23 protein-coding genes and 1 pseudogene are annotated in these 20,309 nt (G+C 68.6%); 6 read left to right on the top strand and 18 right to left on the bottom strand.

Translation table 11 applies throughout. From position 1 onward, the window contains the following. Window positions 1–30: 30 nt before the first annotated feature. From QA861_RS00215 to QA861_RS00230, 4 genes are all read right to left on the bottom strand, one after another. Window positions 31–903, bottom strand: coding sequence for an IS3 family transposase (locus QA861_RS00215; RefSeq protein ID WP_334586132.1), 873 nt, complete (start codon window positions 901–903; stop codon window positions 31–33). Beyond that, window positions 900–1,208, bottom strand: a complete 309-nt coding sequence (locus QA861_RS00220; protein WP_443041417.1) for a transposase — start codon at window positions 1,206–1,208, stop codon at window positions 900–902. Before QA861_RS00220 ends, QA861_RS00215 begins: the two co-directional genes overlap by 4 nt. Window positions 1,209–1,549: 341 nt before the next feature. Then, window positions 1,550–2,062, bottom strand: coding sequence for an AAA family ATPase (locus QA861_RS00225; protein ID WP_334586133.1), 513 nt, complete (start codon window positions 2,060–2,062; stop codon window positions 1,550–1,552). 129 nt (window positions 2,063–2,191) lie between these two features. Beyond that, on the bottom strand, window positions 2,192–2,698 hold the full coding sequence (locus tag QA861_RS00230; RefSeq protein WP_334586134.1) for a hypothetical protein: 507 nt from the start codon (window positions 2,696–2,698) through the stop codon (window positions 2,192–2,194). Window positions 2,699–2,918: 220 nt separating this feature from the next. Here QA861_RS00230 and QA861_RS00235 point away from each other — a divergent pair, with 220 nt between their 5' ends. Further along, on the top strand, window positions 2,919–3,317 hold the full coding sequence (locus QA861_RS00235) for a hypothetical protein (protein WP_334586135.1): 399 nt from the start codon (window positions 2,919–2,921) through the stop codon (window positions 3,315–3,317). 131 nt (window positions 3,318–3,448) lie between these two features. On the opposite strand, the gene QA861_RS00240 is transcribed toward QA861_RS00235, so the two are convergent. From QA861_RS00240 to QA861_RS00255, 4 genes are all read right to left on the bottom strand, one after another. Continuing rightward, the gene (locus QA861_RS00240) at window positions 3,449–3,736 is read right to left on the bottom strand and encodes a hypothetical protein (RefSeq protein WP_334586136.1); all 288 of its coding nucleotides are present in this window, start codon (window positions 3,734–3,736) and stop codon (window positions 3,449–3,451) included. A gap of 622 nt (window positions 3,737–4,358) precedes the next feature. Beyond that, window positions 4,359–5,105, bottom strand: a complete 747-nt coding sequence (locus QA861_RS00245) for an SDR family NAD(P)-dependent oxidoreductase (RefSeq protein ID WP_334586137.1) — start codon at window positions 5,103–5,105, stop codon at window positions 4,359–4,361. Window positions 5,106–5,166: 61 nt separating this feature from the next. After that, window positions 5,167–6,114, bottom strand: coding sequence for an NADP-dependent oxidoreductase (locus QA861_RS00250; RefSeq protein WP_334586138.1), 948 nt, complete (start codon window positions 6,112–6,114; stop codon window positions 5,167–5,169). A 20-nt stretch (window positions 6,115–6,134) separates the two neighbouring features. After that, window positions 6,135–7,403, bottom strand: a complete 1,269-nt coding sequence (locus tag QA861_RS00255; protein WP_334586139.1) for an amidohydrolase family protein — start codon at window positions 7,401–7,403, stop codon at window positions 6,135–6,137. Between the two features lie 81 nt (window positions 7,404–7,484). Between QA861_RS00255 and QA861_RS00260 the strand changes: the two genes are divergently transcribed. Continuing rightward, a complete protein-coding gene (locus QA861_RS00260) occupies window positions 7,485–8,024 on the top strand; it encodes a MarR family winged helix-turn-helix transcriptional regulator (protein WP_334586140.1) in 540 nt (179 codons plus the stop codon). Between the two features lie 71 nt (window positions 8,025–8,095). On the opposite strand, the gene QA861_RS00265 is transcribed toward QA861_RS00260, so the two are convergent. Then, a complete protein-coding gene (locus QA861_RS00265; RefSeq protein WP_334586141.1) occupies window positions 8,096–8,242 on the bottom strand; it encodes a BBE domain-containing protein in 147 nt (48 codons plus the stop codon). Window positions 8,243–8,252: 10 nt separating this feature from the next. Between QA861_RS00265 and QA861_RS00270 the strand changes: the two are divergent. Further along, a pseudogene (locus QA861_RS00270) lies at window positions 8,253–8,794 on the top strand (helicase associated domain-containing protein); the annotation flags it as partial. An 86-nt stretch (window positions 8,795–8,880) separates the two neighbouring features. Here the strand turns inward: QA861_RS00270 and QA861_RS00275 are convergent. Next, window positions 8,881–9,930, bottom strand: a complete 1,050-nt coding sequence (locus QA861_RS00275; protein WP_334586142.1) for a hypothetical protein — start codon at window positions 9,928–9,930, stop codon at window positions 8,881–8,883. Between the two features lie 58 nt (window positions 9,931–9,988). Next, window positions 9,989–10,174 carry a hypothetical protein gene (locus QA861_RS00280; RefSeq protein ID WP_334586143.1) on the bottom strand — a complete coding sequence of 62 codons (186 nt, stop codon included), beginning with the start codon at window positions 10,172–10,174 and terminating at the stop codon, window positions 9,989–9,991. A 99-nt stretch (window positions 10,175–10,273) separates the two neighbouring features. Here QA861_RS00280 and QA861_RS00285 point away from each other — a divergent pair, with 99 nt between their 5' ends. Next, a complete protein-coding gene (locus QA861_RS00285) occupies window positions 10,274–11,254 on the top strand; it encodes an ATP-dependent DNA ligase (RefSeq protein WP_334586144.1) in 981 nt (326 codons plus the stop codon). A gap of 304 nt (window positions 11,255–11,558) precedes the next feature. Here the strand turns inward: QA861_RS00285 and QA861_RS00290 are convergent, their stop codons facing one another. Together QA861_RS00290 and QA861_RS00295 are read right to left on the bottom strand one after the other, a co-directional pair. Beyond that, window positions 11,559–11,795, bottom strand: a complete 237-nt coding sequence (locus QA861_RS00290) for a DUF8825 domain-containing protein (RefSeq protein ID WP_334586145.1) — start codon at window positions 11,793–11,795, stop codon at window positions 11,559–11,561. Between the two features lie 272 nt (window positions 11,796–12,067). Next, window positions 12,068–12,328, bottom strand: a complete 261-nt coding sequence (locus tag QA861_RS00295; protein WP_334586146.1) for a hypothetical protein — start codon at window positions 12,326–12,328, stop codon at window positions 12,068–12,070. Between the two features lie 217 nt (window positions 12,329–12,545). On the opposite strand from QA861_RS00295, the gene QA861_RS46920 reads away from it, so the two are divergent. Beyond that, the gene (locus tag QA861_RS46920) at window positions 12,546–14,933 is read left to right on the top strand and encodes a DUF742 domain-containing protein (RefSeq protein WP_443041418.1); all 2,388 of its coding nucleotides are present in this window, start codon (window positions 12,546–12,548) and stop codon (window positions 14,931–14,933) included. Window positions 14,934–15,106: 173 nt separating this feature from the next. Here the strand turns inward: QA861_RS46920 and QA861_RS47370 are convergent, their stop codons facing one another. The 4 genes from QA861_RS47370 to QA861_RS00315 form a co-directional block, all read right to left on the bottom strand. Beyond that, window positions 15,107–15,388 carry a DUF402 domain-containing protein gene (locus QA861_RS47370; protein WP_503461744.1) on the bottom strand — a complete coding sequence of 94 codons (282 nt, stop codon included), beginning with the start codon at window positions 15,386–15,388 and terminating at the stop codon, window positions 15,107–15,109. Further along, window positions 15,360–15,800 carry a hypothetical protein gene (locus QA861_RS00305; RefSeq protein WP_334586147.1) on the bottom strand — a complete coding sequence of 147 codons (441 nt, stop codon included), beginning with the start codon at window positions 15,798–15,800 and terminating at the stop codon, window positions 15,360–15,362. The genes QA861_RS47370 and QA861_RS00305 overlap by 29 nt, the downstream gene beginning before the upstream one ends. Before the next feature lie 575 nt (window positions 15,801–16,375). Further along, on the bottom strand, window positions 16,376–17,209 hold the full coding sequence (locus QA861_RS00310; protein ID WP_334586148.1) for a hypothetical protein: 834 nt from the start codon (window positions 17,207–17,209) through the stop codon (window positions 16,376–16,378). A gap of 173 nt (window positions 17,210–17,382) precedes the next feature. Next, window positions 17,383–18,390, bottom strand: a complete 1,008-nt coding sequence (locus tag QA861_RS00315) for a DNA polymerase Y family protein (protein WP_334586149.1) — start codon at window positions 18,388–18,390, stop codon at window positions 17,383–17,385. 88 nt (window positions 18,391–18,478) lie between these two features. Between QA861_RS00315 and QA861_RS00320 the strand changes: the two genes are divergently transcribed. Next, window positions 18,479–18,901, top strand: coding sequence for a DUF6233 domain-containing protein (locus QA861_RS00320; protein WP_334586150.1), 423 nt, complete (start codon window positions 18,479–18,481; stop codon window positions 18,899–18,901). Window positions 18,902–19,200: 299 nt separating this feature from the next. Here the strand turns inward: QA861_RS00320 and ku are convergent, their stop codons facing one another. Next, window positions 19,201–20,106: a non-homologous end joining protein Ku gene (gene ku, locus QA861_RS00325; RefSeq protein WP_334586151.1), complete on the bottom strand. Its 906-nt coding sequence runs from the start codon at window positions 20,104–20,106 to the stop codon at window positions 19,201–19,203. Window positions 20,107–20,309 lie beyond the last annotated feature (203 nt).

Consider the following 20,309-nt stretch of genomic DNA (forward strand, 5'->3'; position numbering starts at 1 on the left):
CCGCTTTGACGGACACCATTGGTGTGGTGGTCAGGCTGCGGATGCGGTCTCGTATTCGGCGGGACTGCGGTAGCCGAGGCTGCTGTGCAGACGGTGCAAGTTGTACCAGCCCTCGATGAAATCGAAGATCGCGGTGTGGGCGGAGGCCCGGCTGGGCCAGGCGGTGGTGTCGAGCAACTCGCGTTTGATGGTGGCGAAGAACGACTCGGCGAGTGCGTTGTCCCAGCACTGCCCGGTGCGGCCGACCGACAGACGCACCCCCAACTGGTCTGCCAGCGCGGCAAGTTGCTGACTGGTGTATTGACAGCCGCGATCCGAGTGGAAGATCACCGGAGCGGTGGGGCGACGTTGCCGGCAGGCGTTCGTCAGGGCATCGGCGACGAGATCGGTCCGCAGGTGATCAGCCGTTGCCCAGCCGACCACGCGGCGGGAAGCGATGTCGATGACGGTGGCCAGGTAGAGCCAGCCCTCCTGTGTGGCGATATAGGTGATGTCGCCGCACCAGCGGGTATTCAGCCCGTCGGGGTCGGGCTGGAAGTCGCGGACGATGAGATCGGGCCGCAGAACAGCCCGCGGATCGGGGACCGTCGTCAGGTGCCGCCGTCTGCGATGCCTGCCCTGCAGGCCGGCTGCCCGCATCAGCCGGGCGACGCGGCGCCGCCCGCACCCGGCACCCGCCCGCTTGAGCACGGCGTGCACGCGCGGGGCACCGTAGGTTCCCCGCGATCGCATGTGGACATCGGTGATCTGTGCCGCCAGTTCGGCGTCACGGGCCGCGCGTGGACCGGGCGTGCCGGTGCGGCGGGCATAGAAGGCGGTCCGGGAGACCTTCAGCAGTTCACACGCCCGTTTGACGCTGTGACCTGCACGCTTCTCCGCCTCGATGAACGGGTGGACCGTCACCGGGTCTCCTTCGCGAAGAAAGCCGTCGCACGCTTGAGGACCTCCACGTCCTCGCGCAGCCGGCGGTTCTCCCGCCGCAGGGACGCCAGTTCCTCGCGTTCACCGCTGGTCAGGCCGTCCCGCTCGCCCGCGTCGACCTCGGCCTGGCTGACCCACAGCCGCACCGCGGTCTCGGTCAGATCGAAGTCCTTGGCGATCTGACCGACCGAGCGGTCACCGCGTCGGCACAGCTCGACGATCTCGGCCTTGAACTCCGGCGTGAACGAACGGCGAGGGCGAGGCTTCTTCTTCCCCATGCTCTCCATGATGGACATCCTCCCGGGGCAGAACCCCTGATCTCGAATGTCCGTCAAAGCGGATCAAGCCCAGCACCTTCTGTGTTGTGATCCCCAGACATGCGGTGACCGTACCGGTTTCGCACAGTGCGGTACACATCGCCTTGCGTGATGGGATGCCGTGTCTATCACCCGCAGCGGTTGGGCAGCTCGCGAGCAGCCAGGATGAGGTCTTCCGTGCGCGAGTGGTTCGGGACCTTGAACCAGTCTGGGGCGAGGACGACGGGTGTTGCCGTAGTAGTGGGCGCCAACGCCCTCTTGCCGCTCCCCCACCGGGCCCCGGGCCTGTCGAGGCCCGGGGTCCGGTGCGTTCACGGGGTGAGGCGGTGCCAGATGAAGACGCAGCTCTCCAGGCTGGCGAGTGACGGCCGGCGCAGCACGGACCGGATCCGCTCGGGTCCCACCAGGACGACGGGCATCCGGCGCTCACTCCGCTGGAACAGACTCCACAGCCCGTAGACGTACAGCAGGGCCTCGGTCCGCAGCAGATGGGCATCGCGCACGACCACCACCGGCCAGGAACGGCGCGCGAGTTCGTTCTCGACAGTCTGCTGCGCGTCGGCCAGCCAGCGCGGCCGGACCCCGAGGTGCAGAGCCGCGTGGAACGCCTCCAGGAGCGCCGCGAGGCTGCCCTGCGCGGCGGTCGTGATCACGACGGAGTCGGCCCCGTCGCAGCGGCTGAGAGCGGCCTCCACCACGGCTACGCCCTGGATGTCCTCCGGCGCGATGACGCACAGCAGCGCGCGGGTCTCCAGGATGTGGCCCAGGTTGTCGGCAAGTGCGGCGAACGCTTCGTCGGACACGGCCGTGGCGACCTCGCCCATGGGTCCCTCCCCGGGGAGCTGCGTACGGGACGCCTCCAGTCCAGCACGTTCGCGGACAGCGGCGGAGACACCGACGTCATCACGGCGCAGATTGACCGGGTCAGTTCGAACGTGAGCGGCTGTGCCGGATCAGCGAGGCTCAGGTCCCGGGCGACGGTTGCCGCGGCAGTCGTAGACCGCGAGGGACAGATCCTTCACCGCGGCCCGGGCACGTTCGGCGTCCAGGCCGTCGTCAAGGACCTCCAGCGCGGCGGCGGCCGACACCCGGACGGAACGGGGCAGGCCGTCGTAGGCGGAGAGCCGGTACGCGACGGTGCGGCGGGCATCCTGCTCCTCATCGCTCGCCCCGTCGGAGGTCAGCGGGAAGACCGCGGCCTCGTACGTCGCGATGCTCAGCAGGACCGTGTCGGCGATCCCTTCCGCATAGCCGTCACCGCTGACGTCCTGGACGGAAGCCACCGCGGGCCGGGAGCGGACAAGCATGCCGAATCCCGCGCCCACGCCGGTGGTAATCGCGCCCGCCACGGCCCCCGCCCAGCCGTCCAGGACGAAGCCGAAGCAAGCTCCGCTGCCCACCACGGACACCAGCACCGCGACGGTCATCACGTACACACGGGTGCTGAGCGCGGATGTCATGGCCAGCAGTATGAGCCACTCGGGTGGCGGACACGGCGGGTGGAGGGGATGCCCCTGTCGGCTGCCGTCATCTCCGGGTGTTCGAGGCAGTCCGGGGCGTGTCGCTCAGGCGGAGCCGTAAGTTGACCGGGCGTGAAAGACGTCACCACCGCGACCGGCACCACCGTGCCCGGCGACGCGATCGAGCAGCTGCTGTTCACCGAGGACTGGCCTCACGGGAGTGCGGGCCGTCGCGCACGACACCATCAGCGAGCGGGCCTCGTACGCGTACGAGTCCGCCTACGCACTGTCCGGTGGCGGGGAGTTCCACGAAGACGCGCACTCCGTCGCCGTCACCAACCTCCTGCACTGCACGGCGAACAGCATCGTCGCCTTCGCCCTCCACCATTTGCGGCCCCTGCTGCCCGATCTCACCGATGAGCAATGGGCGCGCGTCGACGCGGCCGCGGTCGCTCTGGACCTCCGGGTGTGCGAGGACCTCACCGGGGCCAACGGCACCGATCCCCGCGACGTCCCCGGGCCTGGTCCCGAGCAACTCACGCTGGCGCCTGAGGTGGTGGGGCAGACCGCTCTGTGGGGCAGCAGCGTGCGCGAACCCGATGGCAACCCAGGGGCATGACGACAAGCGGCGGCGCCCAGACGAGGAAATCTGGGGCCCCGCTGTGCGTGTAGGACAGAGAACAGACGATGCACGGGTGTTCGGAGTCTCGTGCTGTCAGGTTGGATCTGCGACTCCGAGCTTTCGCCTGTTCAGCTCACGGTCTCCTGAGTGATCCGCACACTGCACTCCTCTGCCCACTGCTCCACGCGCTGTCTGTAGACCTGATTCCAGTAGAGGATGCGGATGGTGCCGTCGGGGGTCGTCTGCAGGGTTTCGGGATACCCGAAGTGCTGGATCAGCCCTGTGGTGAGAGCAGAGGTGGCAGCCACGAGAGGTGCCCCGTTCTCAGCGAGGTCGTCGAGGTCGAACGTGCCCGTGGCGACGGGCGGCTTGATGATCTGGTGGCCCAGCGAGCCTCCGTGGGCACGGTTTTGCACGAGGATTGCCGGGGTCTCTTCGGTGATGGGCCACAGGGTCGCGCGAACTGGAAGCAGACCGCCCTCAACGGAGGCGACTCCAACGGGCAGGACAGATACCCGCTGATCCTGTGGTGATCGTCACCCTGCGACGCAAGACAGCAAAGGCCGGGAACAACGATGAGACCCAAGAGGTCGAGTGGTCTCACCGCTGGGTCGTCCGGGGACATTGGCGACGTCAATGGCACCCACGCCTACAAGCCCACCGCCCCATCTGGATCAACGAGCACGTCAAAGGACCGGACGACAAGTCGCTGCTGGTGCGCGAGAAAGTCATCACCTGGCGTCGATAGAAGGAAGTGCCTCGTGAGCTGCCGTACCACGCCGAAGGTAGGTACGGCGGTGCGGATCCTGTTGGTGGGCCGGTGTCGAGTGAACGCTGCTGTGGATCGAGAACACTGCCAGCCAGCTGACCGAGGGCCGGCCGTAGGAGGTAGGGCAGCTGCCTGGTGGAAGGGATCCGGTGTGACCTGGATGCGGTCTCCACCAGCAGGTCGCGCCGACGCAAAGAGGTGGGCGCGGGCACTTCCGTACGGCCGGGCGCGGAGCGCGCTCCCGAAGGGCGCGCACCCGCGTACCGGGGTCAGCGGCGGATCAGGCCGCCGTCGACGAGGTGGACCTGGCCGGTGATGAAGGAGGCCTCGTCGGAGGCGAGGAACGCGAGCAGGTTGGCGACGTCCTCGGGCGTCTGCTCGCGCTTCAGGTTCTGCAGCTGAGCGTGGTGTCCGAAGAACTCCTCGGGCAGCTCACGGCGCGTGGTCGGGGTGCGTACGACGCTGGGGCCGATCGCGTTGACCGTGATGTCCCAGCGCGCGAGGTCGGTGGCCAGGGCGTGGGTGAAGCCGTTGACGGCGCCCTTCCCGGAGACGTACGCCAGGAACATCGGCGGGGCCTCCCAGTAGCTGGACGACGACATGTTGATCACACGTCCGGCCTCGGAGTCCTTCAGGTCCTGCACGAAGGCCTTCGTGACCAGGAAGTAGCCGTCCACGTTGATGGAGAACAGCTTCTTCCACTGCTCGTACGTGGTGTTGTCGAGGTCCTTCAACATGGCGATGGCCGCGTTGTTCACCACGATGTCCACCGGGCCCAGCGCCTCACGGACGTCCGCGGCGAAGGCGTTCACCTGGGCCTCGTCCGACACGTCGACCTTCGCGGCGAAGAACCGGCGCCCGTTCGCCTCGACCAGCTCCCGCGTCTCCACCGCGTCGTTGACATCGGCTACGGCGACATCCGCGCCCTCCGCCGACAGCTTCTGCGCGATGACCCGGCCGATACCGGCGCCACCGCCCGTCACCACGGCGATCTTGCCTTCCAGACGTCCAGCCATGACACAACTCCTTTGTATTCTCAGGTACTTGATGGATGCTTTGTCTCAGACACTTGAGGGATCAGTCGCCGAACGTGACGACGATCTTGCCGCGGGCCCGGCCCGCGGCGAGGACGCCCAAGCCCTCGGCGGCCCGCTCCAGGGGCAGCACGCTGTGCACGTCGACGGAGAGGAAACCAGCCGCCGCCAGCTCAGCGAGCGGCTTCGTGGTCTCGCGGACCGGCTTGGCGAAGACCATGCCGCCGGCCAGCCCGGCACCGGCCAGCGCGTCGGCGTCGGGGGCCGGGGTCGTGGTCGCGACCCGGCCGCCCTTGCGGACCGCTTCCAGGGGCACGTCGGTGAGGGCGGAGCCGACCAGGTTGACCAGGGCGTCGACGCCATCGGGGTGGACGGCCAGGACCTGGTCCGCGACCGGGCCGACGGCGAAGTTCACGACGGTCGTGGCGCCGAGTTCGGTGAGCCGTTCCGCGTCGTCGGGGGTGCCGGTCGCGACGACGGTCACATTCCGGGAGGCGAGCAGCTGGACCGCGTACCGGCCCACTCCGCCGCTCGCCCCGTTGACCAGGACGACCTGACCGGGCTGCGGGTCGATCAGGTCGACGGCGGCGCAGGCGGCCGCGGCGGCCAGGGGCAGTGCGGCGGCGGTGGCGAAGTCGAGGCCGCCCGGCTTGACCACGACGGTCTCGGCAGGCAGCAGCGCGTACTCGGCGAGGGTGCCGGCCTGGATCGGCGGAGCCAGCGGAACGTTGCCGAACACCTCCTGGCCCGGCTCGACGTGGTCCACGCCCGCACCGACTGCCTCCACCACTCCGGCGGCGTCACGGCCGAGGACCAGCGGGTAGTGGTGAGGGAACCGGTCAGCCATGGACCCGGCGGCGATGACGTTGTCGAGCGGGTTGAGTCCGGCCGCCCTGACCTTGATCAGTACGTGTCCGGGGGCCACCTCAGGGATGGGCAGGTCGCCGAGGACGGGCTGTCCGCCGGCTTCGGGAACATGCAGTGCGCGCATCGGAGTTGACCTTCTGGTGATCAGTGGCCGGCGACCTTGAGCGCGGTCTCCCGCAGCTCCCGGGCGACTCGGCCGAGGCCGGTGTGGACGAGGCGGCCGTTGATCTTCACGACCTCTCCGGCCACCAGGACCGTGTCCACGTTGTGCGGGTGGGCCGCCGTGACGACGGCCGCGATGGGGTCCCGCTCAGCGGTGAGGGTGTTGATGTCGTCCAGACGCAGCATGATGACGTCGGCCTGCTTGCCGGGACGCAGCGAGCCGGTGCGGTCGGCGAGGCCAAGTGCGGCGGCGCCGTCCAGGGTGGCCATCTTCAGGACGTCCGCGCACGTCATCCGCGGCTCGTCGACGAGCTGGCTGGCCAGTAGCGCGGCCCGCATCAGGGAGAACATGTCTCCGGGGGCCGAGGTGACGGCGTCCACGCCGAGGCCGGTGGTGACTCCCAGGCGCCTGAGGCGACCGGCCACCGGGGAGTTGTTGCCCAGCATGGCCTCCGCGCCGGGCGCGGCCGAGGCGGAGGCGCCGGAGTCGGCGATCAGCTTCAGTTCGTCGTCGCCGAGCGTGTTGCCGTGGACGTAGAGGATCTTCTCGCGCAGCAGACCTGCCTCGCGCAGGGCGAAGATCGGCTGGGTGTTGACGGGGGTGGCGGAGACGTGGAAGGTCACGCCCAGGTCCAGCTCGTCGGCGATCTGCCATTCCCTCTTCACCACCTCCACGGGCGTGAACGACGGTCCGAGCGGTGCGTACGCCATGGTGACGAGCGCGTTGTCGTCGGCCAGGCGCTCGCTGCGGATCCGGCGGACGTCGTCGAGGCTGCCGCCGCCGGTGACCGGGGTGCCGTAGCCGTAGACCGCGCGCAGGCCCGCCGCGCCCAGGGCGTCGATGGCGGCGTCCGCGTGCTCCGGCGAGTAGGAGATGTGCGAGTAGTCCAGCTGGGTCGTGATGCCGGAGTCGAGACACTCCAGTGCGCCGGCCAGGGTCGCGGTGTGCACGTCCTGCGGGCTGAACTTCGGGCCGTACTGCGCCAGGATGCCGAGGTACGCGCCGAGGTCGACGTCAATGGCCGCGCCGCGCAGCGCCGACTGCCACACATGCCGGTGGGTGTCCACGAAGCCCGGGAGCACGATCTTGTCGGTGGCGTCGATGACGGTGGCGCCGTCCGCCGGCAGGTCGGCGCCGACGGCGATGATCCGGCCGTCCTCGATCAGGACGTCGGTGTTCGGGAGCGCGACCGGCTCGGGCTCGGTGTCGATGACATGGCCGTTGCGGATCAGGATGCGGGTGTCGGACATGACGCTGCCCACCTCTCTAGGCGAAAGCTTTCTATAAAGCTAACTGGAAAGCTATACCAATAGTGACCTACGATGCAACATGTGACGACGACACCGGATCCCGTAGACGCATGGATGGACTCTTGGCGCAACGAGCTGCCCGAGGTCGAGCGCCCGTCCTCGGAACTGACCAAACGGATCATGTTCATGTCCAGCACGCTGGACAGCGTGATGCGGCGTGAGCTGACCGAACTCGGGCTGACCCCGGCGGAGTTCGACATGCTGGTGGCGCTGCGCCGGTCCGGCGCCCCGTTCCGCATGAAGCCGAACCGGCTCGCCCGCTCGCTGATGCTCTCGACCGGCGGCACCACCAACGTCACCCACCGTCTGGTGGGCCGCCATCTTCTGGAGCGGGAGAGCGACCCGGACGACGCCCGCAGTACCTGGCTCAGGCTGACACCCGAGGGCGTCGCGCTTGCCGAGCGCGCGGTCCTGGTGAACGCGGCGGCCCATGAGGCCCTCTTCGAGGGCGTTCCGGCCGAGCTCGTCGAGAGGTCGACCGCCGTACTGCGGGAGCTGCTCGCCGCGGCCCCGGGTCTGCTCGGCGGCCCGACGGCCCGCTCCGCCCGACCCCAGCCCTGAGCGCGAATACGTGGAGAGCGGCTCCCCTCCGGAAGCCGCTCTCCACGCCTGACGGGCATCATGACGATGTCTCAGACAGCCTTGACAGGCTCGATGTTCTTGTTGAACCGCAGCAGGTTCTGCGGATCCCAGTCGGCCTTCGCCCGTTCCAGCCGGGCGTACCTCTCGGGGCTCCCCCACACCCCACGGCGCCAATCGGCACCGTTGTCGGTCGACAAGTTGACGTAACAGGCGGCGGAGCGCGCGCAGCAGCTGGCGGCGATCGACCCGGACTGGAACTGCCCGTGGCCGCTGGACTGGCAGCGCCACTACCGCGTCCTGGCGGACCTGGTCGACGCCGACGGCAACCTGCCCGAGATCCAGCCGGGCGTGCTGATGGACGGCGATGACATCGGTCGGTGGCTGGAGCGGCAGAAGCAGCCGGGCACCTGGGCGCAGCTGTCGACCGAGCAGCAGGAGCGGCTGTCCCAGCTGGGCATCACACCGCTTGAGGCGCCGTCTCCCGCACCGTCGGCCACCCGGTCAAGGGCACGGGGAAGGCTCAGCAGGCGTTCCAGCGGGGCGTACAGGCCCTCGCGCAATGGGTGGAACGGGAAGGGGCAGACCGTCCGGTGCCGCGCGGAGCCAGCGAACAGATCACGGTCGACGGCGAGGCGGAACCGGTGACCGTGAAGCTGGGCGTATGGACATCGAACACCCGTTCCAGGCGGGACAAGCTCGCCCCGGAGCAACTGGACGCGCTTCGGGAACTGGGCGTGGAGTGGGCGTGACACGGGCCGCGGCTGGTCGTTGAACCGGGCGGTCAAGCGAAGTGCACTGAGAGGCCCCGAGCGTTATCGCCCGGGGCCTCGTGCTGTCACGGCAGTTCCGTATCGAAGAACTTGATCACCGAGGTGACCAGCATGAGGGCGTACACCGCGTTGATGCGCGAGTACTGGGTTCGAGAGACGCCGTGTGCGCTGGGATGGCGACCGAAGGTACGCGGGATGGGGTCACCGTTCTTGGGGAAGTACCTGGCGTGCGCGTACCAGACCGGGGCGAAGGTACAGGCGACCTTGAACTTGTAGTCCTCGAACTTGAACTTGACGCCCGTGGTCTTGAAGTCGTTCTTCGTGAGCAGGACGCGGGCAGCCCGGTCGAAATGGCGCTGGAGGAGGGAGTCGAGCAGATTGGCGGCCAATGCCTGAGCCGCGCTGGCGTGGCCGGCTCGTAGGGCACGCGCGACATCGAGGGCGAAGCCGCGGGCATCCTGCACGTCCGGGTGCGTGACCTCTTCGAGCACCGCCTCGCAGTCGTTGACGATGCCCTTCCAGCGTCGGCCGATGATGCGGCGTCGGGCAGCCGCATCCGGCGCATCCAGCAGGGCGCGCGCTGTCTGAGGCCCGGGCACCCACATAAGAGGGATGCCCTCTTCAACCAGGAGCTCTTCCAGGTCATCCAGATCGGGCCTGACGTCGCGCAGGTTCTCCGGGTAGAGCCTGTTGATGACGTCACCGAGAGAGGCGAAGACGCTGTGCCACTGGGGCGGCCGGTAGGTCGCGGCCAGCGGCTCCAACGCCTTCCGGACCATGTCGTTGAAGCCCGTCAGGCCCGCCATCTGCCTGCCCAGGTTCTCCGTGAAGGCGGTCATCCGGATCAGCGGAGAATCAACCACGATCCGAGGAATCACCGGGCGCATCCTCACCGCAGCGGACTCAGCGAGCATCTTGCCGATCCACGCGTTTTGGTTCCACACATAGCCCTGGAACGGCTTGAACGCCGACGCGTAGAAGCGCGAAAGATCAACCGACTCCGTCTGGCCTGCGTCCTCGGGCTCGCCAGGCTCCTGGTCCTCAGCCTGATCCACGTCCTCGGGCTCGTCAGGCTCCTTCTCTTCAGCCATGGCTACATGCTCCCACGCTTCCATGCACGCTCATCAGGCATTTCTGCCGTCCCATGACAGCCCCGCGTGGGGCGGTCGGGGACTACCGCCTGCGCGGGATGGTGACCCGGACCTCCGCCAAGACCACACCGGTCGCCGGGTCGCGGTGCACGGGGACGTACAGGCCCCAGTCGGCGTCACCGGCCGTGAGCCAGCCTCCGGCCCACGGGTTCGGGGTGGTCGACAGCTCACGGCCACCGAGCGGGCCGCCCATGAGTCGGACGATCACAGCGGTACTCCCATCCGGCGGGGCCCTCCCGCCTTCACCCCTTAGCGGGACTCGGCAGCAGAAGGACAGCACCGGAGCGCACGGTGGAAAGGATCGGGTGTGACGTGGACGCCGCCGGAACCCATGCTGAGCGCTCCCGTGCCCATGCCCGAGCTGCGGCCGGGCTGGGCGGCAGAGCCCAAATGGGATGGGTTCCGGGCGCTGGTCTCGGTCGATGCGGGCCGGGTGGTGCTGCGCTCCAGGCGCGGCACTGAGATGGGGCCTGCGTTTCCGGAGGTCGTGGCCGGGGCCGTGCAGCTGCCGGACGCGACAGCGTTGGACGGCGAGTTGGTCGTATGGGATGCCTTGGGCCGTCTCGCGTTCGAGCGGTTGCAGAACCGGCTTGCCCGGCGCGGTGCCGGGGCCGCCCGGGCGGCACAGGAGTGGCCGGCTCACTTCGTCGCGTTCGATCTCGTTCGGCTGTCCGGGACGGATACGGCCGGGTGGCCGTACCGGCGGCGCAGGGCCGCGCTGGAGTCGGTGTTCTCCGCGCGGAGGTTGTCGGCGCCGTGGGCGCTGTGCCCGTCGACCACCGAGGCCGACGTCGTCCGCGAGTGGCTGACGTGGGCGTCGGTCGGCATGGAGGGGGTGGTCTACAAGCGGCTGGACGGCCTCTACGAGCCGTCGGTCAGGGGCTGGTTGAAGTACAAGGTGCGCGAGACGACCGAGGCGATCGTCGGAGCGGTCACCGGCCCGGTGGCCGCTCCCCGCGGTCTGTTGCTCGGCAGGTACGACGACGATGGGCGCCTTCAGTACACCGGCCGGACCGCCAATCTCGCCCGGACGGCCAGCAGCACGTTCGCCGGCCTGCTCACTCCGGCACGGCGCGGCCATCCCTGGACGGGCTGGTCGTTCTCCGCCGGGTGGGGCAGCCGGGAGACGCTGAAGGTCACGCTGGTGGAACCCGAGCTGGTGGTGGAAGTCGGCGTCGACGTCGCCCGCGACGTTTCCGGCCGGTGGCGCCACCCCGCACGATGGCACCGCGCCCGCCCCGACCTCCAGCCCACTGACATCCCCCGACTGCCATCACCGCCGCACTGACGGCGGCACGGCGCGGCGGCCCCGGCGATGCGCAACATTGGTGGGCGCGCCCGATCCCCGGCTGCGTCCGCGCCGCCCATCCCGCCCTCCCTCATCCTCAACTCCAGCCCGGGCATGGGCGAAGGGGGGTCGCAACGGGGATGTCAGCGGCCCGACCACGCTCGTACGCCTGCAGTGACCTGGGCGAACTCCAGGACGCTGCGAAGGCTCGCGCAACATCTAGCGCAACACCCAGTGCAACCCAGTGCCGCAACACCTACCGCAACCTGACGCGATCCCGTGCTCCTGGGCACCCCGGCGTTCCTCATCCGGCCCGCGCTGGCCCCCGGGTGCGAGCCAGCCGCCGCAGCTCGGTACGCGCAGTCGGCACCGAGGGAACGCTCTTCCAGTGCGGGTGCCACCGCAGGCGTACGGACAAGAGCAGCAGGCGGCGGCGCAGGACCGTGGTGTCACGGGACCAGGGCTCGGCGAGCGCTTCGTAGGCGGCGTTCCAGGCGTGCTGCATCTGGACCAGGTCGTTGGGGAAGTCGGTGGAGTCCATACCAGCGTTAGATCGCGAGTTCGAATTTGTCGTCACGTGGGACACTCTCCGAGCGCACTGACCAGCCGTGGTCGGGGGTGGGCACGGCACGGCCGGACCCGTGGTCGGCCTCCTGGTCGCCCCGATCATGACGGCCCGGGCCCGAACCATTGTGTGTATGGTCCGGGCCCGCGCCGTTCGGGTTGCGGGTCAGCGCACGGACCGCGCGGCAGTTCGCAGAAGCCAGCCCGAACGGGCGAAGCGACGTCCGAGCGATGAGAGCGCACGCGGACTCATCGCTTGCCGAGGCTTGGGGCAGTGTCGTCGTCGGCATGAAGACTGCTGCGCTCACTCGCATCTGCCTGAGTCAGCTGGGGGCTGGCGCCGACGCCCGGGTCCGCCGACGCTCCCGCCGCCCGCGCTCGGCTCTTTTTCTGCGCACGCATCCACGTGGCTGCTGCAGCCACTACCGCAGCAGTGATCAGCTGCGCGGGCAACTGCGTCAGGACGCCTTCGATCACTAGCTCGAGGGCGTACTGCAGATAGGTCTTCACCGGTGATCTCCTGCTCGATGCTGGGTTTAGCCCGACTGGAGCGGACTGGATGACGCTTCTACGCTCTCTAGATGCAGCAGGGCCGGTCTACTTGTTCGGTGCCTGCGCCAGACAAGCCCGGATATGGTCGGAGCAGTTCGCGAAACCTGGGGGTGGAGTGGGGAGACGGACGCGTCCGTGGGGGCCGTTGCGGGGACAGTCCGCTGAGGACAACTCTGTGGCCGAAGTGCTGAGGCAGTGGCTGGACAACTCCGGCGGCCTGGGGATGGATGGCCTTCGCAGCAAGCTGACACCCGACCATTTCAAGGACGGTCGGGTTCCTAGTCGCAGCACGCTGTCCGACCGGCTGGCAGGCGTGGCGCTTCGACAGGACTTCATCGAAGCTGTCGCGGACGTCTGTTCGTCCAGCGACACCGCCCGGCAACAGCTCCTCGATGAGGTGCGAGCCGCCCGGCAGCGTGCGCGTACAGCCGGCGCTGACCGGTCGGGGTCTATGGTCCCCGAGGCTCAGCTGGTGATCGTGCAACAGCGATCGCTGGAGGTCTCGGACCGGCTCTTACGGGCCCTGGAACGCCAGCAGCAGCTGGAGCGTGAACGCAACGACGCCAACCACATGGTGCTCATCCTGCTGGGCATGGTGGACAAACTGCAGCGCGACATCGCCGCACTGAACAGGGATCACGACCGCCTACGCGTCTCCAACCCCGCAGAAGAGAATGTGAAGCAGGTCCACGAGCGCCTGACCAGGAGCGAGCAGCAGCGCGAGACTGCCGAGACGGAACTGGCACGGGCTAAGACTGAGCGTCAGAAGGCAGATCAGCTTGCCGAGGAAGCCGCTGAGCAAGTCCGGCTCCTCACCGAGGAACTCGAACAACTACGCGGTGAAGTCCCCGACGCGACCGCTGCCGCAGAAGCGGAGACGACAGTACCGGCAGTTCAGGCACCACTGAATGTAGAAGCCGACGACATCGATCTGGCTCTTTCTAAGGCCGCCCGCCATCTGGACGACCGAGCCGACCGCCTCGACCAGCTTGCCAGCGAACTTCACCTGGACAACCCGCTGGACATCTCTCTCGCCTCAAGCGACGTGCCGGACAACTCGCGGATGTCCGGAGCGGACACGGTCGACCTGACACCCGAGCAGGTAGTGCATGTGCTGGTGGCCGAGGGCGGATCTGACGACCAGGTGCAGGGCTTGCTTGCTCTGGCGGGCCAGACTCTGGCAGTGACAGAGGTGTTGCGCACAGCCGTCCTGCTGCGCTACGCAAATCTCCCTGATGCGGCAGTTCCGCTGTTTGGCGCCGCTTTGGACAGGGCTCGGCCGGTGGAGATGCCTGGGCTGATAGACACGCTGCGCGCCGACGGGCAGGACACGGAGCTGTACCAGCTTTGGAGTCAGATGGCGCAGCGCTGGTCGGCCTCGGACCTTGCCGAGGTCGTCGCCTCGCTGCGTGTGGAGGGTATGGAGGCCCATGGCTCTGACGCCTACCAGGTGCTCAGTGCCGTAGGCAGAGACGCTCCCCCACTGGAGGTGTTGAAGGTCCTGGCGCGGTTGCCAGAACACGACGCCGACTGGGTCGTGGACGCGGCCTGTCGAGACCGCCCGGTGGACGAACTGCCTGCCCTCGAAAAGGCGCTCCGCCGACTCAGAGCGGCCGACGCAACCAGAGTCGCTACGGCGCACGAACGGCGGGTGCAGGCTGCGTCACGTAGGGCCGCAGTTCTCCCCCGCCCTCGCCCCGAAAGCCTGCTGGTGGGTACCAGCGAAGAAGAAGGCGTCGACGAACACCCCCTGGTGCGGCCATTCGCTATATCCGGCGGCAAGACGCGACCCCGGTACGTACTTCCTCCCGAAGCCGTCGTACGTACCACTGCCACTCCTAACCAGCTCAGCGGCCTCCTGCCCGAACACCAGCGCATAGGTGACTTCTGCCGGGACCCCCACGATGTCATCGCCATCGCTGCCCGGCTGAGTATCCCTCTCGGGGTCGCCCGAATCTTCGTAGCAGACCTGGCAGAAGCCAGCCTTGTGCAGATCCAAGTTCCGGCGGCAGCCAGCCCTGCGGAGAGGATGTGGATCAACACCCCGGGGACTGAGCAGTCACCCCCCGACCTGCACGGTGACGGGTCATTCGATACTGATGCGGAAAAGGAAGGTGCACCCGTAGTCGGAGCCTGGCCAGACGTGCGAGAAAATGCAGGTGAGGACAGCCTCGGGCGCGGGGACACGCCCCTGCCACCCGCCAGGCAGGCGTTCGTAGATGAAGTAACCGACCAACTGATCAAGCCCCTGTTCGATGCAGGCTGGACCAACGAACGCATCAGCGCTGCTATGGACAGCAGCATCTCCTACGCGACGCTGAGGCGCATTTCTGAGGGCGAGTACCTGCCGGGCCCCAGAACTATGGAAGCCGTTATAGAACTGGTAGGCCGACAGCGACAGTTGTCGGTGAAGGCGAACACCCGCCTCATGACGGCGTACCTCAGAGCACTGCGTGAAGCAGATTCGGCTCTGTACGACCGGTACCTCGAAGAAGATGCGGAGATGCGACGCTTGTCCGCCGCCGACAGCGGACAAGCTACAGACGGCAGGCTCAAGACCTGACCAGGTGATCCATAGGGGTGCCCCGCAGCCGATTCGGGGACCCCTACAGCACCTCTGCCCGCAGGAGCACGGACCGCTGGAAGTGGGGGGCAGCCCACCCCATCGCCGTGGCGCAGCGGGTCAAGGTCGTCGCAGCTGCTGTGGTGCCGACGGCCGCGCCGGACCCGCTCGCCTCACGGGAACGGCTCAGTTGGACGGCTGTCCGACCTCCTGGGCAGGTTGGGCAAGCGCAGCGTGGGCCAGACCGGATCCCACCGCCAGGACATCCACGCGGCGGTGTCCGCGAAGGGACCGGAGCGTTCCTCGATCATCGCGAGAGCCTGCGCGCGGGCTGTGTCCACGGCCTGGTGCTCGAGGTCGGTGACGATGCCGAGTCGTCGTACGTGCGCGTACTCGTCTTCGTCCTTCCACGTGAGGCTGCTCAGGTCAGGGTCGGCGACCAGGTCCAGGGCCAGGTCGAAGGTGTCGAACCCGTCGCCGGTCCGCGTCGTGGAGGTGCTCGAAGTTCACGTACCAGTGGCGCATCCCGGCGGGCGTGCAGAAGGCGTTGATGCTGAACCAGGCGTCCGGCGGCTTCCACAGCAGCAGTTCGGTGTCCTGCCACACGCCAGGGGCGACCTCCCATACACCGGTGGCCATCATGTCGAACGCCTCCGTGCGTAGCGAACGGTCGTCCTCTTCATGGGACTTGGCGTACAGGGCCGGCCAGCGGGCTTCCGCGCCCGGCGCGCAGGCGGCCACCAGCGCCTCGCTCGTGTCGGTGACGACCCGCAGTGCCTGCTCGCTCCACACCCGGCCGCCGCGGTACACGTCGCGCCGGACAACCGTCCGCCCCGTCTCGAAACTGTCCAACCGCTCCTCCGTCATCCGTCAGCACCGCCATCAGATCAAGCATCTGCCCCTCCGCGCGCCCGTCTCCGGAACCTCCATCGCCCTCTCCGCCGCACACATTTGGTCCCGATCACTTCGGCGGCCGGGCCCTTCCAGTTCATGTGTTCGCTATCGGCCCGCGATGCATCCGTCGCCCTCAAACTGTGCCGATCATCAGAGCGGGGGCGGTCCCGGTTGCAGGATCTCCCCCAGCGCGAAGCCGACCGCCATATCGGCCTGCCACTGCACTTCGGCGACCTCCCGCTCGACCCTCGCACCTTCGCCTTCTGCAGCTCTGCCTTGCGCTGATCGCCGAGGGCTGTGAGTCGCGCCGTGTCGTCCGCGATGACGCGGCACACCAGATCCACGGCTGCTTCCAGCTCTTCATCGCTTCCCGCCCGGCCGGCGAACTCCGCCAGTGCTTTCTCCAACGCCTCGGCACCGCCACGGCCAAGGACATCGCTCAAGAACTCGTGATCCATCTCGCATTGTCGCGGAACCCGACGGGTCCCACAGCCTGAGCATCAGGCGATCACCCGTACGAGACGGTTCGCTGGGCTCAGAGAAGTCGTTCACGGCCAGACCTTGTTCCTCGCGGCCCGCCGGAGAGCGTGCTCTGCTTCAAGGTTGGCGTCCAGGGCGGTGATCTCGTCCAGGCGGTCACGTGTCTCGGCAGGCAGAAGCGTGACGGCCGCCGCGACCTGAGCGAGCACCGGAAGGTGCGCGGTCGCGGCCTGCCAGGACAGGCCTGCCAGGACCCCGGTCTGGCGGAAGGCCGCGGCGGCCGTCCGGTGTCCGTACTGGGCCGCGAAGACCGCGAAGGCGTGGGTCGCGTCGAGCAGGGCCTGCTGCTCCCCCAGCCGGTCGTCCTGCTGCATCAAGGTAGTGACGGTGCGCCGTCCGGCGGCCAGAGCGGCGAACAGTCGCCGCCGGGATGCGGCTGCCTGCCGGTCGGTGACTCCCAGCGGCTGGGTGAGCGGTGATCCCGCGGCGTAGCGGCGTTTGAGCTCCGCGTCCAGGACGTGGACCGCGTCGAGGCGTGCCTGCAGGCGCTCCAGGGTTTTCCGGCCGTCCGGCAGCGGATCGGGTCCCAGCGCCTGCCAGGCGGTGTAGCGCGCGAGCATCAGGTCTGCTTCCTGGCTGCGCCGGCCGATCAGCCACGGCAGGGCCCGTCCTGCGGCGAAGCGGCGCAGTTCGGTTCGGTGTTTGCGGCGCTTGTCGCCGGTCTGCCTGCAGGGTTCGCACTCCTGGCCGCTCGTGGTGACGCGGATCTTTCCCGATCCGCAGACCGGACAGGGCAGCCGGGAAGCCACCACCTGGATCAGACGTCCGTTGCGGTGCTCCGGCGATATCCGCCCGCCCACCTGCCGTACCGCACCCACCTTGCGCCGCCGTCCAGCCGCCATAACCGGCCCCTCCCCCACTAGCCCGTACGTCAAGGCCCGGTATGCCCCAGCAGTCCAGGCGCTAGACCAACTCCCGGTGCATTGGCGTCACTTCGACGCTGGTGCACGCGGGACTGGACGACCCGTTCACGTACGTTCCGCCGATCAAACCGCCGTCTCAGGGAGAGAACCGGTCAGGAAACCCGCAGGAGTGTGGCGGCGGGGCCAATTGCACCGGGCCCGAATTTGTCGCGGATGCGGTCGGTGACCTCTTCGGTGACCAGGCGGTCCTCGCGCGTTGTGTCGAGGCTGATCTGCTGGGCGACCTGGTCGGCGCCGGCCAGGTCCTCGCCTCGGAGGGCGAGTCCGGTGAGGCGGCCGCGTTGGAGGCCTGCGGCATCGATGAGCCGGTACGCCATGGTCCTCAGGTCGTCCTCGTGCGCGGAGGCTTCCGTCAGTCGGCGCGACTTCTCCCAGGACGGGCCGCCGGCGAACTTGAGCGTGAGGGCCAGGGCTCGGGCCACCTGTCCCCGGCGGCGCAGTACCTGTCCGAGCTGGACGACCAGATCGAGGAGCGCGGCGCGGACTGCGGCTCCGTCCAGGGCGTCGCGGGGGAAGGTGACGTGGACGCTGGTGGAGGTGGGCAGCGCCTGCGGGGTGACGGGGCGGGGGTCGATGCCGCGGGCGCGGTCGGCGGCCAGGCGTCCGGCGCGGCCTCCCAGGATGCGCTGCACGGTGGCCGGCGCCAGTCCGGCGAGCAGGCCGACGCGGTCCACTCCATATCCCTTCAGTGCGGCGGCCTGGCGGGGGCCGATGCCGTGGAGGGCGTCGACGGGCAGCGGTTCCAGCCAGCCGGTGACCTGGCCGGGGTCGACAGCGAGGACGCCGCCGGGATCAGTGATCTGGCGGGAGGCGGTGGCCGCGACCGTGATCGTCGGCCCGACGCCGACTCTCACGTCGACACCCAGTAGCGCGACGCTCCGCAGACGCACGATTTCTCCGAGCCGACGGGCGTCGGCGCGGTGGCAGCGCAGCGCGCCCTTCAGCTCCACCAGGGCTGCGGACGGGGGCAGCGCCTGGACCACCGGGGACAGGTCCGCGAGTAGTTCCAGGACCTGTCGGAAGGTGTCTTCGGGCAGCCGGTCGGGGCAGCGCACATGCATCACACTCGACACCCCTCGTGTCTGAACTCCAGCATTCATGGACGCCCACCTCCTCCACCCCACGCTATCGAACTAATATTCGAACACGCGACAGGCGGGCATCGCCCCTCCACTTAGAATCGGAAACATGTTCGATGATCTGCCGCCTGATCTGGCGCGACTGGATGCGCTGAGGGTGTGGCACGCCCTGTGGCTGGAGCGCATCGACCGCAAGATCGCCTACCTCCGGCAGCGACAGGCCGAAGAGGAACACGGCCGCCGCAACCGGCCACGGCCCCCGGACTGGATCGTCGAACTCGGCACCAGCACCGGACAGCCCCTCCAGGTCCACGACGGCGAATGCGGCATGGCCGGCACACGGCAACGCGCCATCGACCGCGACGAAGCCCGCCGCCTGCTCACCACCGGACAGGTGCAGGCATGTCCGTTCTGCCACCCCGACACCCAACTGCACATCATCGACTTAGCCGACCCGACGGGGCCGCCACGGCGGAGCCTCGAACGACCGCGCCGTCCCGCCCCGACTGGGGCGACCGCGATGTTGACCTAGAACAGGACTCCGCCGATGACCACGACTCCCCCGCCGCCCGTCAACGAGCCGGACCCGTCCGCACTGACCTGCCCCGGTGACCGAGTCGGCCTCTGCGCCGGGTGCCAGCGCAAGACCCACCGGTACGGCTCAGGCGGGTGTCCGCTGTGCCAGTGGTGCATGAAGCCGGCGATGGAGCGGTGGGGCCCAGGCGTGCGCTACGTCAGCATTCGCGCCTAACGACGGCCACGGTCTCGCCTCCTCGACTGAACCGCGGGACTGACGGAGGGCCGCTTCTTCCTCGCCGACGCCATGGCGATCTACGCGCCCCGTTTCGTCGCCGCCTTCTTCGTGACAGTCTTCTTGACTGCCGTCTTCCTGGCTGCGGACTTCTTCTTCGGCAGCTCGTGCACGTCGGCTTCCCTGCCCTCACCGCGGGAGGCCTTCGCCTTGGCCACGGACTCTTCGAGCGCCGCCATCAGATCGAGCACCCGCCCTGTCGGCTCCGCGGCCGCCGGCGCTACGGGCGGCGCACGGTGCTCCAGCTTCGCCTCGATCACCTGCTCCAGGGCCTCGGTGTATGTGTCCACGGCGAAGTCGGCGTCCTCGATGCCGTCGTGGGTCATCGAGTCGATGAGAGCCCGCGCCCCGGCGACCTCGTCCTCGTCCTCGTCCAGCTCGACTTCTTCCGGGGCCAGCTCGGAAGGGTCGCGGATCTCGTCCGGCCAGCGCATCGCGTGCAAGACGATCGCGTCGTCCCGCACGCGCAGCAGGCCCAGACGTTCTCTGCCGGACCAGGCGTACTTCGCCACCGCGACCTTCGAGCTCCGCTCCAGCGCCTTCCGCAGCAGGACGTACGGCTTGGCCGCCACCTGACCCTTCGCCTGCAGGTAGTAACCCTCGGCGATCATCAAAGGGTCGATCGAGGACGCCGGTACGAAAGCGTGGATCTCGATCGCCTTCGCCGTCGGCAGCGGCATCTCCCGCAGCTCTTCGTCGGTGACGGCGATGACCCGGTCCTTGGAGACCTCGTAGCCCTTGCCGATCTCATCCTGCCTGACCTCACGGTCCTCGATCTCGCAGTACTTGCGCACCCGGACGCGCGCCATGTCTTCGAGGTGGATCTGGTGAAAGCGGACGCTGTGGTCCTCGGTGGCCGACTGGACGTTGACCGGCACGCTGACCAGGCCGAAGCTGATCGCGCCGCTCCAGACGGTTCGGGGCATGGGGCACCTCCATAACAGGCCCCGAGCACGGTCAGCCTACGAGCCGGCAGTGACACGGGCACCTCGACGCCGCGTGCGAGCGGGGGCACCCTGGAACGCAGCTCCGGGGGGCCGATGGAATGGGTCTCGCTGGCCAGCACGACCGTGGGCGCAGGAATCGCCACCGCGTCGGCCGGGATCCTCGAGGACGTACCCGTAGCGCC

It is taken from the genome of Streptomyces sp. B21-083, assembly GCF_036898825.1.
In the GTDB taxonomy this organism is placed as follows: domain Bacteria; phylum Actinomycetota; class Actinomycetes; order Streptomycetales; family Streptomycetaceae; genus Streptomyces.

Bases quoted from the DNA above. Each gene is read 5' to 3' on its own strand.
- QA861_RS00220 (WP_443041417.1), bottom strand. From the start codon at position 1,208: ATGGAGAGCATGGGGAAGAAGAAGCCTCGCCCTCGCCGTTCGTTCACG.
- QA861_RS00225 (WP_334586133.1), bottom strand. From the start codon at position 2,062: ATGGGCGAGGTCGCCACGGCCGTGTCCGACGAAGCGTTCGCCGCACTT.
- QA861_RS00230 (WP_334586134.1), bottom strand. From the start codon at position 2,698: ATGACATCCGCGCTCAGCACCCGTGTGTACGTGATGACCGTCGCGGTG.
- QA861_RS00245 (WP_334586137.1), bottom strand. From the start codon at position 5,105: ATGGCTGGACGTCTGGAAGGCAAGATCGCCGTGGTGACGGGCGGTGGC.
- QA861_RS00250 (WP_334586138.1), bottom strand. From the start codon at position 6,114: ATGCGCGCACTGCATGTTCCCGAAGCCGGCGGACAGCCCGTCCTCGGC.
- QA861_RS00255 (WP_334586139.1), bottom strand. From the start codon at position 7,403: ATGTCCGACACCCGCATCCTGATCCGCAACGGCCATGTCATCGACACC.
- QA861_RS00275 (WP_334586142.1), bottom strand. From the start codon at position 9,930: ATGGAAGCGTGGGAGCATGTAGCCATGGCTGAAGAGAAGGAGCCTGAC.
- QA861_RS00290 (WP_334586145.1), bottom strand. From the start codon at position 11,795: ATGGACTCCACCGACTTCCCCAACGACCTGGTCCAGATGCAGCACGCC.
- QA861_RS00305 (WP_334586147.1), bottom strand. From the start codon at position 15,800: ATGACGGAGGAGCGGTTGGACAGTTTCGAGACGGGGCGGACGGTTGTC.
- QA861_RS00310 (WP_334586148.1), bottom strand. From the start codon at position 17,209: ATGGCGGCTGGACGGCGGCGCAAGGTGGGTGCGGTACGGCAGGTGGGC.
- QA861_RS00315 (WP_334586149.1), bottom strand. From the start codon at position 18,390: ATGAATGCTGGAGTTCAGACACGAGGGGTGTCGAGTGTGATGCATGTG.
- QA861_RS00320 (WP_334586150.1), top strand. From the start codon at position 18,479: ATGTTCGATGATCTGCCGCCTGATCTGGCGCGACTGGATGCGCTGAGG.
- ku (WP_334586151.1), bottom strand. From the start codon at position 20,106: ATGCCCCGAACCGTCTGGAGCGGCGCGATCAGCTTCGGCCTGGTCAGC.